Genomic DNA, 14,472 nt, shown 5'->3' on the forward strand with positions numbered 1-14,472 from the left:
GCGAACCGGCTCTTCATCCCTGGACTTAAGCTTAAGCTCTGAAATCGTCATGTGTCGAAGCCCTCAAAGGCTCCGAACATCGTTCCTCAGCGTCACGCGCGAAAGGTGCTGTCGGAACAGCGCTTACGAAGTAGCGGTATCCGAGCGCAACGCAATGCTTGTCGTTGTCACCGCCGGCCGAGATAATTGTATCCTGTCGACACGAACGCGAAAGGATTCATCACATCGATATCCGAGAGGCCCTCGGCATCCTTGCCGTGTCCGGCAAACGGCATTTTAGCTGTCGCGCCAGTCAACGAGTGTGTCGGCTTTCCGAATGCTACCGCCTGAAACCGGACAGGCAGGAAGCGGCCCCATTTCGGTCATTCACCAGGAGGAAGTGGCTGGCTACTTAGGGCTCCATCGTCGATATCTCGAAGCCAGTAACTATTCTCGTCCATCGTCTTTCGGTTCGCCAGACCATACGAGAGAATACGAGGGAAACGGGCAGGCGAACCACCCGCTAACATATTGATTTCCTGTCGAAAACGACGACCCTCCGGGCCCACCATAACCTTTGATTTCGTTGCCGAAAATTGAGCGAGGCCAGAAACTTCCGGGCCCGTTGACGGGCTGGGCAAAAGGCGATCCCCGCGTTTGCTCCCGTCAAGTTGGAGGCGCAGCACCATCGAGTGACTAACCACCATTGCCCGGACGACACAAGCCTACACTGGCGCTGCATGCCCATGCTGGAGGCCAAACTCGGGGCCGCCACTTGTTACCGCTCGCTTCCGGCCGCTGCTCCAGATTGTTGGGGCAGCATCTTATGAAGCGAGGTGAATAGCAGACGGTAACGAGTTGATGCCATTGACCTCCAAGGTTTGTTAGATCGCCGGCTCGGACCTGGAGGGCATGCGCCTCTGACCTCCTGGGAATCGGTCAAGATGCGCATTGCGCTCGCCCGTTCAACGTCATCGCGCCCCACGAAGGAGTTCAAGAACATAGGTCTTGGCGCCCCGTACCGCCGCCTCCAACGGCAGACCTTGAGCTAACGATGCTGCGATGGCGCTGGACAGCACGCAGCCGGTGCCACGCATCCCCCGATGGACGCGAGGCGCTTCGACCCGAACTGCGCGACGGTCCGGCTGCATGAGAACGTCATTCGCTTGATCTCCGTGCGCGTGCCCGCCCTTGACGAGCACGGCGGTCCGCACCGTCGCCAACAGGTCCTCGCCTTGAACGCACGCGCCTTCTTCGTCCTTCGCAGGGTCTGCTCCCACCAACCTTGCGAGCTCGATCAGGTTGGGGGTCACGAGCCGGCAGAGCGGCATCAGATCACGGCGCAACACGTCGACGGCATCGTCCTCCAGCAACCCGCGTCCCGAGGTCGAGGCAAGCACAGGGTCGAGGACCACCGGCACCTTCGGATGGGCCGCCAGGACAGAGCCGACCGCCTCAATGGCTGCCGCGGTCCCCAGCATGCCGATCTTGACCGCTGCGACCGGATTGGCAGCAAAGGCAGCGCGCATCTGGGCGGCGATAAGCTGCGGCGGCATCTGCTCGATGTGTTCGACGGCCGAGTGCGTCTGGACGGTCACGGCCGTGACGGCGAGGCAACTGCGCAGTCCAAAGGCGGATACGGTCTCGACGTCTCGGGCTGTTCCCGCGCCGCCACTTGAATCGCAGCCGGCGACGATCAGCACATGCGGCGTCAACGCCATTGGGCTGTCGCCGCCAGCCATTCAGCTGTCCGCGCCTCGGGGTGCGTGTTGCGGGCGATGTCGGTGACGACCGCCGCACTTTGGGCGCCGTGGGCGAAGACACCGGCAACGCGCTCGACGGTGAGCCCGCCGATGGCCACAAGCGGAATATCGCCTAAGCGCTGCTTCCAGGCGGCGATGCGGTCCAGCCCCTGCGGAGCCCATTTCATCGCCTTGAGAATGGTCGGGTAGATCGGTCCGAGCGCGACATAGTCCGGCTCGGCTTGGAGCGCTGTTTCGAGTTCGGCGCCGTCGTGGGTGCTGAGGCCCAGCCTCACGCCCGCCCTGCGGATCGCCTTCACATCAGCCTCCGCCAGATCTTCCTGGCCGAGGTGAACGAAATCGCAATTTTCCTCGATCGCAACACGCCAGTAATCGTTGACGATGAGCTGGCAGCCGCGGCTGTCACAGACTGCCTTCGAGGCGCGAATTTCTCGGCGCAGCGAAGCTTCGTCCTGGTCCTTAATGCGCAGCTGCACCAGCTTCACGCCGAGCGGCACCAGACGTTCGATCCAAGCGGCGGAATGGACGATCAGGTAAAACGGATCGAGCTTCATGAGAATGCTGCCATGCCGATGACGGGGGTGGAGGGAACGGCCATGTCGCGCGGCTCGAGCAGGCCGGCGCAATAGGCCTCGCGGCCGGCCTCGACCGCCTTGCCGAAGGCCGCCGCCATGGCAACGGGATCGCCGGCCCTGGCGACGGCGGTGTTGAGCAGCACCGCGTCGTAGCCGAGCTCCATCACGGCCGCGGCATGCGAGGGCCGGCCGATGCCAGCATCGACAATCAGCGGAATGCCGGGGAAATGGCCGCGCAGGCTTCGCAGCGCATCGGGGTTCTGCGGCCCGCGTGCGGAGCCGATCGGCGCGCACCAGGGCATCAAGAGCCTGCAGCCGGCGTCGAGCAGGCGCTCGGCAACGATGAGGTCGTCGGTCGTGTAGGGAAACACCTCGAAGCCTTCAGAGGCAAGGATCCTTGCGGCTTCCACCAATCCGAATACGTCGGGCTGCAGCGTATCGTGGTTGCCGATCACTTCGAGCTTGATCCAGTCAGTGCCGAACACCTCGCGCGCCATCCGCGCCGTGGTGACCGCTTCCACCACCGAGTGGCAGCCGGCGGTGTTGGGCAGCACGCGAACGCCGAGCGACTGGACAAGCGACCAGAACTGGCCGCCGGCTTTGCCGCCCGAGGTTTCGCGGCGGAGCGACACGGTGACGATCTCCGTGCCGGACGCTTTCACCGCCTCCGCCATGACGGCAGGCGAGGGGTAAAGCGCGGTGCCCAGCAGAAGGCGGGACGCGAGTTTCTGTCCATAGAACTCGAGCATGGATCAGCCTCCCTTCATCGGTGAAAGGATTTCGATGCGGTCGCCATCTTTGAGCCGGCAGCGGTCGCGCTCCCTGGCCGGTACGACGTCACCGTTCAGCGCGGTTGCCAGCCAGCCGCCTTGGAAATCGAGTTCGCTGAGCAGCGCGGCAAGCGTTTCCGCCGCGACTTCATGGGCTTGGCCGTTAACGGTGAGCTTCAAGGGCAAACTCCTTTGCTCCAGGATTCCAGGATGAGGTCGGCTGCCCGCCGCGCCATGGCCGGCGCGAGCAGGAAGCCGTGGCGGTAGAGGCCGTTGATGCGAATATTCCCCCCGTCGCGCTCGACGCGAGGCAAGTTGTCGGTGAATGCGGGACGCACGCCAACACCGGTTTCGACCAGCTCGGCTTCGCCGAAGGCCGGATGCAGCGCATAGGCGGCGCCGAGCAGCTCCATGGTCGAGCGCGCGGTGATCGGGCCTTTGGCATCGCATTCGATCATCGTCGCGCCGACCATGAACAGGTTTTCCGCGCGGGGCACTACATAGACCGAGATGCGCGGATGAAGCAGCCGCACTGGCCGGGCCAGCGAGATCTCGCCCGTTCGCAGCATAAGCATCTCGCCGCGCACGCCGCGCAGTTCCGGTCGCCTGTCACCGCTGCCGGTGCAATCCACCTCGATATCCTGAGATGCGGGCGCCGAGCTGCGGCCGAACTCGACGCGCGCGCCCATCCCGCGCAGCTTGTCGCGCAGGGAAAGCAGCGCCTTGCGCGGGTCGAGATGCGCTTCCTCAGCGAAGAACAGACCGCGTCCAAACCGGCCGTCGAGCGCCGGCTCGAGTGCCGCGATTTGGCTGGCGTCCAACTGCCTGAAACCGGATGTGCGGCGGCCGAACCGGTCGAGTTCGCCGGCATCGCGGGCAGACGCCAGCACCAGCGTGCCCTGGCGCGAGACATGGCCGGGCAAGGCGGCGTCCCACCAATCGGCTGCGTCGCGTCCGAGCGTCAGCACGGTCTCCTCGGCGCTCTCGCGCTCGCACCAGGGCGCGAGCATGCCGCCAGCGTGCCAAGAGGCATTGCCGGCGATCTCGAGGCGTTTCTCGACCACGGTCACATCGGCGCCGCGCGTTGCCAGCTCGTGCGCGAGTGTCAATCCGGCGACGCCAGCGCCGCGAATGAGCACCTTCATGGCGTGTCCGTGCGCTCGGGGGTGCTGTCGACAGGCATGTAGAGATCGCCGCCGTCGCGGTACTTCGCCGCCATGGCCGCGAGCCCTTCCTTCTGCGCTTCCGCGCGGATGTCGTGCGAGATCCGCATCGAGCAGAATTTGGGGCCGCACATGGAGCAGAAATGCGCCACCTTGTGCGCCTCCTTCGGCAGGGTTTCGTCGTGGAAGGCGCGCGCCGTCTCCGGATCGAGCGACAGGTTGAACTGGTCTTCCCACCGGAACTCGAAGCGCGCCCGCGACAGCGCGTCGTCCCTGATTTTGGCGGCTGGATGGCCCTTGGCGAGGTCGGCGGCGTGGGCTGCGATCTTGTAGGTGATGACGCCGGTCTTGACGTCGTCGCGGTCGGGCAGGCCGAGATGCTCCTTCGGCGTGACGTAGCAGAGCATCGCCGTTCCGAACCAGCCGATCATCGCCGCGCCGATGCCCGATGTGATGTGGTCGTAGCCGGGCGCTATGTCGGTGGTGAGCGGCCCGAGCGTGTAGAACGGCGCTTCGCCACAAACCGCGAGCTGCTTGTCCATGTTTTGCTTGATCTTGTGCATCGGCACGTGGCCGGGGCCCTCGATCATCACCTGGCAGTCCTTGGACCAGGCGATCTTGGTGAGCTTTCCGAGCGTTTCCAGCTCGGCGAACTGGGCCGCGTCATTGGCATCGGCGATCGAGCCGGGGCGAAGGCCGTCGCCGAGCGAGAACGCCACGTCATAGGCCCGGGCGATGTCGCAGATCTCCTCGAAATGCTCGTAGAGAAAACTCTCCTGGTGGTGATGCAGGCACCACTTGGCCATGATCGAGCCGCCGCGCGACACGATGCCGGTGACGCGGTCGACGGTCAGCGGGATATAGGGCAGGCGCACGCCGGCATGGATCGTGAAATAGTCCACGCCCTGCTCGGCCTGCTCGATGAGGGTGTCGCGGAACACCTCCCAGGTCAGTTCCTCGGCGACGCCGCCGACTTTCTCCAGCGCCTGGTAGATCGGCACCGTGCCGATCGGCACCGGCGAATTGCGCACGATCCATTCGCGGATGTTGTGGATGTTGCGCCCGGTCGAGAGGTCCATTACCGTATCGGCGCCCCAGCGGATCGCCCACACCATCTTCTCGACCTCTTCGGCCATCGATGAGGTGACGGCGGAGTTGCCGATATTGGCGTTGATCTTGACCAGAAAATTGCGGCCGATGATCATCGGCTCGCTTTCCGGGTGGTTGATGTTGGACGGGATGATGGCGCGGCCGCGCGCCACCTCGTCGCGCACGAATTCCGGCGTGACGAAGTCGGGGATCGCGGCGCCGAAGCTTTCGCCATCACGTTGAACTTTCGAACGCAACTGCTCACGGCCGAGGTTCTCGCGGATGGCGACGAACTCCATCTCAGGCGTGATGATGCCGGCGCGCGCATAGGCGAGCTGTGTGACGGCGCGGCCGCCGGCCGCGCGCAACGGTCTGTTGCGAACCGGGAATTCCGGCGTCAGGCGATCGGCTGAGACGAAGCCGTTGTCTTCCGGCTTGATCGTGCGGCCCTCGTAGCGCTCCACGTCTCTGCGCGCCTCGATCCATGCCTCGCGCAGCCGTGGCAAGCCACGCTCGATGTCGGTTTTCATCGCGGTGTCCGTGTAGGGACCGGACGAGTCATAGACCGTGACCGGCGGCTCGCCGGCGCTCGGGTGGACCGAGATCTCGCGCATCGGCACCCGCAGCTCCGGGTGGAGCTGACCGGGTTTGTGGACCTTCTTCGAAGCGGGCAATTCGCCGACGGTGACGGTCGGGGTGTGGGCATTCATGAGTGAGCCTCCTTGCTCGAGTGCACGGAGACCCAGTCCACGCGATGAGGAGGAAGTGACGCTTCGCTTAGGATGCGGGCACTGCCCGAATGCCGAAGCCGGATTGCCGACCCGCGAAGCCTCGCACCGTCCCTACGCCAGTATGAACTGGATCAGGTTCAACGGGTCACTGCGCGCTATTAGCAGTATCTCAGCCCCTTGCCGGGACTCCCCTGGTGAGGCGCCTAGGTTGGACGATGCGACGCTATCCTGTCAACTCGACTTCATGACTTCTCCAGCCTCGAACAAGCGACGAGAAGGGGCGCAGCCACGCAGCTTTGATCGAGCATCTCTTACATCGACGCCCATTGAGCCACGACCTTGCGCGCGTCGAGCTGGCAGTCGGGGCCCACTTGTCATCCGCCAAGGAAACGCTTTTGCGAATCCCTTGTGGCGGCGGATTGAAGAACGCATTTTTCGCCTCGAAGAGCATCTGCTCGGCGTCTACGGACGCTGGTTCGATTTGTTCAGGACCGAATTATTGCGCAGCCGTAAGGGTCGAGTTGCAGCGTTCCTTCAACGGCCTTGCCCGTCAGCAGGTCGAGGCCCTTTGGGACGTTGGGTACGATCACGGCGACTTCCGTGGTGTTCAGCACGAACATCAGCCGGCGGTCGTCGGCTTCCCTGACAGAGACCTCCACCCCGGCAGGCAGGTCGGGCAGCAAAGGCGCTATACCGGCTTTGGCCAGCACGACATCGACAAGCTTCTCCGTCAGTTGCGGCGTGAGATACGTGCCGACATAGACAACCCGACCTTGCCCAACCTTGCGGGCGGTAATTGCCGGAGAGCCGGCGGCGAAGCGGTTCGACCAGATGCCGAGCACCTCGGTGTCAGGCGCTACATCAAGCACCTCGTACAAATGCGCAGCCTGGAATTCTTCATTGCCAAGGGTGAACAGGTATTTGCGTTCCGCGGACGAGGCCGGGAGCGGCGGCGGTGCATAGGCGCCCAACGGAGCCGGACGAAACAGCGGAAACAGGCCGCTGCCGCCTTCGGGAACGACGCGGCCGAACTCCGCCACCCTGACGCCGCTCAGGGCTGCAAGGGCCTTGCCGGGCGCCTGCTCGCGAATGATGTGGTTGTTCTCGTCCCTCGTCCCGCTCAATGCCGATAGGATCAGCGTACCGCCGTTGCGGACGAATGTTTCAACAGCCTCGTTCCATTCATCCTTCCACATCACCCAATGCGGGACGTAGAGCGCCTTGAGCCGCGAAAGATCGTCTTCGGGATGAATGAACCCGCATGCAATGCCGTTCTGATAGCAGTGGCGATGAAGCAGCGTCGCGTCTTCGAGCGGACTGGGGAGGCCGATCGGATAGGTCTTGTGAGCCTCCTGGTTGTCGAAGTCCGCGCCGGCGATGCCGAGGTCCATGCGCACTGCGGTGCCAAGAATCTGCTCCTTCGCGGCGGCGATCTCATGGAAGAAGCGGCCTGCCTCGTCATAGCGGCGGCGCGGCACGTCGTCGTGATCGATGACGCCCATCCAGTAGATCTCGGCGCCGAAATGCGCGGGACGCCAACGAAAGAACATGACACCGTCGGCGCCGCGCGCCACCGAGGTCATGGCCATGCGACGCATCTCGCCGGGCTCCGGCGTCATCGTCGAGAAGCCGGGCTGGCTGCCGAAGCCTGAGGCCTGCTCCGGAACGATGAAGTTGCCGGAATAGGCGCGGCATATGTCGAGATGGAGGGCCTGGGTCGCGGCATGCCCGCCGGTTCGGCGCATCTCGTCATAGAGCATCGGATAGATGTCGAAGCCGATGAAATCGAGGTCCTGTCCGAACTGACCGCGGAAGTCGATGTCGGCAAGCTGGCCAAGATTGTGGAAGATGAACCAGTCCGGATTGGCGGCGCGCAGGATCTCGACCTGGTCGTGTTGGAAGGCCGCGGTCGCGGCGGCCAGAAAGCGATGGTAGTCCTGCACGTGGCCGGGGCTGGGGTAGGACGGCATGAGCGGTCTCGGCAGGTCGATCTGCGAGAAATCGTCGTAGGCCGTCGCCCAGAAGTGGCCGCCCCAGGCGAAGTTCAACGCCTCAATGGTGCCGTAGGCCTTCTGCAGGTATTTCTGGAACTCCAGCCTTGTCGAAGGCGCGAACGATTCCGACACCGTGGTGTTGAGCTCGTTGTCCGTCTGCCAGCCGATCACACGCGGGTTGTGCCGATAATGCTCGGCCATGGCGCGGGTGATGCGGCGGCTGTGGGCGCGGAATACCGGGCTTGTGGTGTCGGCATGCTGGCGCGATCCGTGGCTTGAGGCCCGCCCGTTCATGTCAACGCGCAGCACTTCGGGATAGTTGACGGTGAGCCAGCGGGGAGGGGTGGCTGTCGGCGTGCACATGATCGTGTCGATCCCCGCGCGGCCGAGAAGTTCGATCGCGCGATCGAACAGGCCGAACTCGAACTTGCCTTCGCGGGGCTCGAAAATGTGCCAGGCGAACTCTCCCATACGCACTGTGTTGACGCCGGCGGCAGCCATGCGCTCGGCGTCACGCTGCCAGCAGCCTTCGTCGACATGTTCGGGGTAATGAGGTGCTCCGAGCAGAAAGCGGTCAAGATTGAGGGGCCGCCATACGGATAGCGGAGCGGGCTCTTTGCGGTTCATGCGTATGGGACTTTCGAAATTTCGAGGTTCAGATTGAGGCGACGGGTTTTCTTGGCGTGAGCGTGCGGCCATCCGGGCCGAAGAGGTAGGCGTCGCCGGTTTCGAACCCTGCTCGCAACGCGGCGCCGACCGCGACGGTAGAAACCTTGTTGAGCTGAAGCGTGAAATTGCCGGTTCCGCTGTCGGAATTGGTCGTCTGAAGCGGAGAGGCGTCGACGTAGAGGACGGTTTCGCGCCCCAGCTGCTCGACCAGACGCACCTGGCTGGAGAAGGCCGGCATTGCGCCGTCGCTTGGCTCGGCGACACGCAGGGCCTCCGGCCGGATGCCGATGGTCACGGCATCACCAGCCGAAAGGCCGCCGGCGTCGATGCCATCCAAGGTAATGGCAGGGAGGCCGGCGGCGGCTACCGAGACGCTGGATGCGCCGACGCTCACTGCTTTCGCTTCGATGAAATTCATGCGCGGCGCGCCGAGGAAGCCCGCGACGAAAATGTTGGCAGGGTTGGCGTAGAGTTCCAGCGGCGAGCCGACCTGCTCGATCCGGCCTTTGTTGAGGACTACGATCCGGTTGGCCATGGTCATCGCCTCGACCTGGTCGTGGGTGACGTAGATCATCGTCGATCCAAGCTGCGCGTGCAGGCTCGAAAGTTCCACTCGCATCTGAGTGCGCAGCGCGGCATCGAGGTTCGACAGCGGCTCATCGAACAGGAACACCTCGGGAGAGCGGGTGATCGCGCGGCCGATCGCGACGCGCTGGCGCTGTCCGCCCGACAATTGCTTCGGTCGCTTGTCGAGCTGCTCCTCCAGACGCAGGATCCGTGCTGCGCGTTTGACGGCGGCGTCGATCTCGGTCCTGGGCCGGTGGGCCATCCGCAGGCCGAAGCCCATGTTCTCGGCCACGGTCATGTGTGGGTAGAGTGCATAGGACTGGAAGACCATTGCGATGCCGCGGTCGCCGGGTTCTTCCCTGGTGACGTCTCGCCCGTTGATCACGATGTGGCCGGAGTTGATGGTTTCCAACCCGGCGATCGTCTTCAGCAATGTCGACTTTCCGCAGCCGGAGGGGCCGACCATGACGACGAACTCGCCCTTTTCGATCGTCAGGTCGACCGTCTTCAGGGCATGGTAGCCGGCATAGTGCTTGTCGACTTTTCGCAATTCCACGCTGCTCATATCGAGGCGCCTTTCCGTGCGTGTCGGGTGCGGCAGGGTTCGCGGCGGATCATCCCTTGACGGCTCCCATGGTGAGGCCGGCGACAAAGTGCTTCTGCATCATGAAGAACATCACGACCGGGGGCAGGGCGACGAAGATCGTGGCCGCCGAGACGATGTTCCAGGCCGATGTCCATTCGCCGCGCAGATTGTTCAGGCCTGCGGTAACGGGTTTGACCGCATCACTCTGGGTAAGGACGATCGCCCAGAAATAGTCGTTCCAGACGAAGGTGAAGGTGAGGATCGCGAGTGCCGCCAGTGCAGGCCGGACCAGCGGAATAACCACGTGGCGCAATGTCTGGAACGGCGAGGCGCCTTCGGCGCGCGCCGCCTGGAACAGTTCGCCCGGGAGAGCGGCGATGAAGTTGCGCATGAAAAGCGTGGCGAAGCCGGTCTGGAAGGCAATGTGGAAAACGATCAGCGCATAGACGGTGTCGTAGAGACCCAGCCTCACCATCAGGTCGCGGACCGGGATCATCATGATCTGCGCCGGCAGGAAATTGCCGCCGACGAAGAGGGCGAAGATGAGGTTGGAGCCACGGAACGGGTAGCGCGACAAGACGAAGCCGGTCAGTGTCGACAGGATGAGAACGCCGATGACGGATGGGATGGTGATCAGCAGGCTGTTGAGGAAAAAGCGCAGCATGGCGGTCTGGTCGAAAACCGCCTTGTAGTTGTCGATCAGGCTGAATTTCTGCGGCCAGCCCCAATAGTTGCCGGCCATCAGCTCCTCGTTGGAACGGATCGAGGTCAGCATCACGGCGAGCAGAGGCAGCAGCCACAGGATCACGACCAGGGTTACACCACCTAGATAGAGGGCTCGCTGGATCCTGGCGTTTTCGGGAATGGGGCGCGGGTACATCAGGCGTTGCTCCGCTCGGCCTTGATGAGGCCACTGAGATACCAGGCGATGAAGACGATCATGATCACGAACAGCACGGTGGCGATCGCGGCGCCGTAGCCAAAGCGGTAGGAAAAGATCGACTCCTGATACATCTGGTAGGCGAGCACGGTGGACGAGCCATAGGGGCCGCCACTGGTCATGACCGCGATCATGTCGAAGGAGCGCAGCGCACCGATCACCGTCACCGCGATGGCGATGAAGCCGACCTGCGACAGTTGCGGCAGGACGACATGGCGCAACATGCGCCAGCCGCGCGCACCGTCGACGCGTCCGGCGGCGATCAGATCGTCGTTGAGGCTGTTCAGGCCCGCCAGGAACAGGATCATGCAGAACGCGATCTGTGGCCACAGACCGGCGGCGGCTACCGCGAAGGTGACGAAGGTCTCGTCTGAAAGCAGCGCCGGGGCGGTACCGCCAAAGGCGCCGAAGAGAAGCTGCAGCAACCCGAAGTTTGGATCATAGACCCATCCGAACACGACACCGACGGTGACGGTCGCCAGCACAAGCGGCACGAAGAACAGCGACTTGAGGATGCGCATGCCGCGGATCTGCTGATTCACGATCAGCGCAAGCGCCAGGCCGATCGGCGGCGCCAGCATGAAGATCAGCAGCCAGATTACGTTGTTCTTGAGCGAGACGTAGAACTGCGGATCGTCGGCCAGTTCGACATAGTTGGCGAGCCCGACCCAGGTCTTGGCGCCAATCCCATCCCAGTCGTGCAGCGAAATCCAGACCGTCTCGATGGAGGCGGCAAGGATCACCGAGCCGAACAGGATGAGGCCCGGCAGCAGGAAAAGTACCGGCGTCAACCAATGACGATTTCTGCGCCAGACAGGAGGCATGGCGTTCCATCCGAAAAAAGAGAGCCGGGAGCCGCCGAAAGGCGGCGCCCGTCAGCTAGGGAGGATCAACCGAAGATTCTCTTGCGGGTTTTTTCGAGGCGCTTGAGGATCTGCTCACGTCGCTCAGGCTTGACCATGAATTCCTGCAGCCCCGCCATCCCTTCCTGGGCCATGTCCGGATCGGTGTCGCGATCGTAATATTGCGATGTTCCAACCACTTTCTTCAGTTCCTCGACCGCAGCATTGACCAGCGGGTCCTTGCTTGGCGGGCAGTCGTTGCGAGGCGGGATGGCGCCTTCGGCGGCGAGGAATGCGCCCAGATTTTCCGGCTTGTAGAAATAGGCGAGGAAGTCGCGCGCACCCTGCTTGTTCTTCGCATTCGCCGGAACGTGGATGGAGTTGACCGAAAAATCCTCGTAGCGGGCGACGCCGGGAACGATCTCGGGAAATGGCGCGTAGGCAAGCTGAGGCAAATCCGCTTCCGGAAAGGCGGATCGAACGAAGCCGCCCAGGTCCATCATTGCCGCCTTCTTTTGCGCTAGGGCAGCACCCGCCTGCTCCCATCCGAACGAACTGTGGCTCGGCGAGAAGAAGGCCGCCTTGATCAGATCGTTCCATTTGTCGAAGACTGGCGTCAGCATCGGATCGGTGTAAGGAACTTTGCCGTCCATCAGCGCGATGTGCTTGTCGAGCCCGTTGATGCGCAGGTTCATGTGGTCGAACCAGCCACCCGCCGGCCAAAGCTCCTTCGTGCCCATGCTGATCGGGATCATCTTCGCGGACTTTGCCGCCTCGCCGAAGGCGAGGAAGTCGTTCCAGGTCTTGGGCGGCGACCAATTTTTTTCGGCGAAGACGTCCTTGCGATAGAAGAGGCCCCAGAGAAGACCTCCCATCGGCAGGCCATACTGCTTGCCGTCGACGGTGACCGCGCTTGTGGTGGCGCCGAGTACGCTTTTGTAGTTCTCCTTGGCGAACAGATCGGAGATGTCGTCAAAAAGGCCCTTGTTGACGAAGGCCTTCATGCGGTTGCCGGAAAACCAGAAGCAGATGTCCGGAGCGCCGACGACAAGATAGCTGCGGATTGCCGTCTTATGGGCCTCGTGGTCCATGTTGTTGATGACGATCTTGGCGCCTGATTTTGCCTCATACTCGCTCGCCAGCCGCTGCAGGATCTGGCGTTGCTCGACATTGCTGAGGTTGGAAATGATGGTGATTTCCTGAGCCTGCGCCAAGGCCGGGAGGCAAAGACCAGTCGCCGAAGCGGCGAGTGCCGCGCCAGTGCCCTTGAGGAAACGGCGCCTTGTTGTGGTTAACGCGGAAAAGTCGGCGGTCATGGCTTCTATCTCCTCCCTGAGAACAGCCGGATTCCAATTGAACCATGCGAATTCGTAGCGTATGGATGTCAGCATGGTCAATACTTAATTTACAAAATTAATTATGGGGCAGGAATGAAGCTCAAAGGCGATCAGCAAACGGCCCGCGCGATCAACCGGCGGCTGATCCTGAACCTGCTGCGAAGGCAAGGTGCTATAAGCCGCGCCGAAATCGCCTCTGTTACGGGCCTCAGCCCCGCGGCGGTGACGTTCGTCGTGTCTGAATTGCTCGAGGAAAATATTCTGGTGGAAGGGGAGGCGAGTCTTGGCGCGCCGGGACGTCGACCTATCCCGATCAATATAAACTACGCCGGCAGGCTTGTGGCCGGGCTCAAGCTGAAGGTAGGCGGCATCGATTGTGTGCTGACCGATCTTGCCACGACTCCACTTGTTACGAAGCAGGTCGTTGTCCCCGATCTGTCGCCACAAAGTACGGTGGAGGCCTGCGCCTCGGCAGTCGAGGAGCTGGTTTCCGACCGCAGGGCACCGACAGGCGCCCAGCTCAGCGGGATCGGCATCGCTGTACCAGGCGTCATCGATAACGGTGTCTGCCGGTTGAGCCACCGGTTCAATTGGGCCGATGTGCCGATCGCTGCGATGCTTGCCGAACGCGTGCGCGTACCCGTCTGGGCGGACGACGACACCAACGCATTTGCGCTCGCGCAACAATTGTTCGGACTTGGCCGGCATCATCGCACCGTCGGGGCCCTGGCCATCGGGGCCGGCATCAGCTGCGCGGTGGTCATCGATGGCTCTGTCCATCACGGCGCGAATGGCGCCGCGGGCAAGATGGGTCACTCGACATACGATCCGAACGGGCCGCCATGCGAGTGTGGCAGGCGCGGTTGCCTGCAGACCTTCTTCTCGGAACCGGCCCTGGTGCGGCGATGGAAGGAGGCCAGGCGACTCGCTGGTGAAGTGACGCGCCACGACATGCTGAACGCGGCCAAGACTGGAGACCGGGCAGCCATAGACCTGCTGCAGGAGGCAGGCGAGGGGATTGGACGATACCTGGGCGGTTTCTGCAATATCATCGATCCGGAAGTGATTGTCGGCGGGGGCGAAGCCGTCACCTTTGGCGACTATCTGTTCGGGCCAATGCGCGATGCATTGAAGCGTTATGCCATGTGGAACCCGCCACCGATTACACCCGATTGGGCAGACGATTCCTGGGCGCGTGGCGCCGCGGCGCTTGCGACCCAAAGGCTCTTCGACTTCGAAAGCAGCCCCGGAGAAATCGCCGGCACTGGGCTGCAACGATCAATGGTCAAGTAGCTGCAGGACCAAAGCGGCGTCCTCGTCCCGATTTCGGGCCTTCGTCTCTGCGCGCCTTTCCGTAGCCAACTGTTTGGAAAAGCGATGCTTGGCCGATGGATGAGGTTCGTGCAAAAGGGCGCCGGCCGAATGGAAGAAGACCGGCGCGAAGGTGCCGGTCTTGATGTCGTAACG

13 protein-coding genes and 1 riboswitch are annotated in these 14,472 nt (G+C 62.9%); of the genes, 1 reads left to right on the forward strand and 12 read right to left on the reverse strand.

What is annotated here, in order from left to right:
• Positions 1 to 950 precede the first annotated feature (950 nt).
• The 11 genes from EOA49_RS24520 to EOA49_RS24570 all read right to left on the reverse strand — a co-directional run bounded on the left by EOA49_RS24520 (position 951) and on the right by EOA49_RS24570 (position 12,984).
• Positions 951 to 1,700, reverse strand: coding sequence for a hydroxymethylpyrimidine/phosphomethylpyrimidine kinase (locus tag EOA49_RS24520; RefSeq protein WP_095826185.1), 750 nt, complete (start codon positions 1,698 to 1,700; stop codon positions 951 to 953).
• On the reverse strand, positions 1,691 to 2,296 hold the full coding sequence (locus EOA49_RS24525) for a thiamine phosphate synthase (protein WP_127240119.1): 606 nt from the start codon (positions 2,294 to 2,296) through the stop codon (positions 1,691 to 1,693). The genes EOA49_RS24520 and EOA49_RS24525 overlap by 10 nt, the downstream gene beginning before the upstream one ends.
• Positions 2,293 to 3,066, reverse strand: a complete 774-nt coding sequence (locus EOA49_RS24530) for a thiazole synthase (protein WP_127240118.1) — start codon at positions 3,064 to 3,066, stop codon at positions 2,293 to 2,295. The genes EOA49_RS24525 and EOA49_RS24530 overlap by 4 nt, the downstream gene beginning before the upstream one ends.
• 3 nt (positions 3,067 to 3,069) lie before the next feature.
• Positions 3,070 to 3,267, reverse strand: a complete 198-nt coding sequence (thiS, locus tag EOA49_RS24535; RefSeq protein ID WP_067320453.1) for a sulfur carrier protein ThiS — start codon at positions 3,265 to 3,267, stop codon at positions 3,070 to 3,072.
• Positions 3,264 to 4,232 carry a glycine oxidase ThiO gene (gene thiO / locus EOA49_RS24540; RefSeq protein WP_067320455.1) on the reverse strand — a complete coding sequence of 323 codons (969 nt, stop codon included), beginning with the start codon at positions 4,230 to 4,232 and terminating at the stop codon, positions 3,264 to 3,266. Before thiO ends, thiS begins: the two co-directional genes overlap by 4 nt.
• The gene (thiC, locus tag EOA49_RS24545; RefSeq protein ID WP_127240117.1) at positions 4,229 to 6,049 is read right to left on the reverse strand and encodes a phosphomethylpyrimidine synthase ThiC; all 1,821 of its coding nucleotides are present in this window, start codon (positions 6,047 to 6,049) and stop codon (positions 4,229 to 4,231) included. Before thiC ends, thiO begins: the two co-directional genes overlap by 4 nt.
• A 111-nt stretch (positions 6,050 to 6,160) precedes the next feature.
• A riboswitch (TPP riboswitch) is annotated at positions 6,161 to 6,273 on the reverse strand.
• Positions 6,274 to 6,555: 282 nt separating this feature from the next.
• Positions 6,556 to 8,691, reverse strand: a complete 2,136-nt coding sequence (locus EOA49_RS24550; RefSeq protein WP_127240116.1) for a beta-galactosidase — start codon at positions 8,689 to 8,691, stop codon at positions 6,556 to 6,558.
• A 28-nt stretch (positions 8,692 to 8,719) separates the two neighbouring features.
• Complete coding sequence (locus EOA49_RS24555) at positions 8,720 to 9,865, reverse strand: ABC transporter ATP-binding protein (RefSeq protein WP_127240115.1); 1,146 nt, start codon at positions 9,863 to 9,865, stop codon at positions 8,720 to 8,722.
• A 49-nt stretch (positions 9,866 to 9,914) separates the two neighbouring features.
• Positions 9,915 to 10,766, reverse strand: coding sequence for a carbohydrate ABC transporter permease (locus EOA49_RS24560; RefSeq protein WP_067320470.1), 852 nt, complete (start codon positions 10,764 to 10,766; stop codon positions 9,915 to 9,917).
• Positions 10,766 to 11,650: a sugar ABC transporter permease gene (locus tag EOA49_RS24565; protein ID WP_067320472.1), complete on the reverse strand. Its 885-nt coding sequence runs from the start codon at positions 11,648 to 11,650 to the stop codon at positions 10,766 to 10,768. Before EOA49_RS24565 ends, EOA49_RS24560 begins: the two co-directional genes overlap by 1 nt.
• 65 nt (positions 11,651 to 11,715) lie before the next feature.
• Positions 11,716 to 12,984, reverse strand: coding sequence for an ABC transporter substrate-binding protein (locus tag EOA49_RS24570; RefSeq protein WP_127240114.1), 1,269 nt, complete (start codon positions 12,982 to 12,984; stop codon positions 11,716 to 11,718).
• Between the two features lie 114 nt (positions 12,985 to 13,098).
• On the opposite strand from EOA49_RS24570, the gene EOA49_RS24575 reads away from it, so the two are divergent.
• Positions 13,099 to 14,298, forward strand: a complete 1,200-nt coding sequence (locus EOA49_RS24575; RefSeq protein WP_067320474.1) for an ROK family protein — start codon at positions 13,099 to 13,101, stop codon at positions 14,296 to 14,298.
• On the opposite strand, the gene EOA49_RS33140 is transcribed toward EOA49_RS24575, so the two are convergent.
• The coding region (locus tag EOA49_RS33140) for a hypothetical protein (protein WP_206520216.1) at positions 14,284 to 14,472 on the reverse strand (189 nt) is incomplete at its 5' end. The genes EOA49_RS24575 and EOA49_RS33140 overlap by 15 nt on opposite strands.

Source organism: Mesorhizobium sp. M1A.F.Ca.IN.020.04.1.1 (assembly GCF_003997315.1).
Taxonomy (GTDB): Bacteria; Pseudomonadota; Alphaproteobacteria; order Rhizobiales; family Rhizobiaceae; genus Mesorhizobium.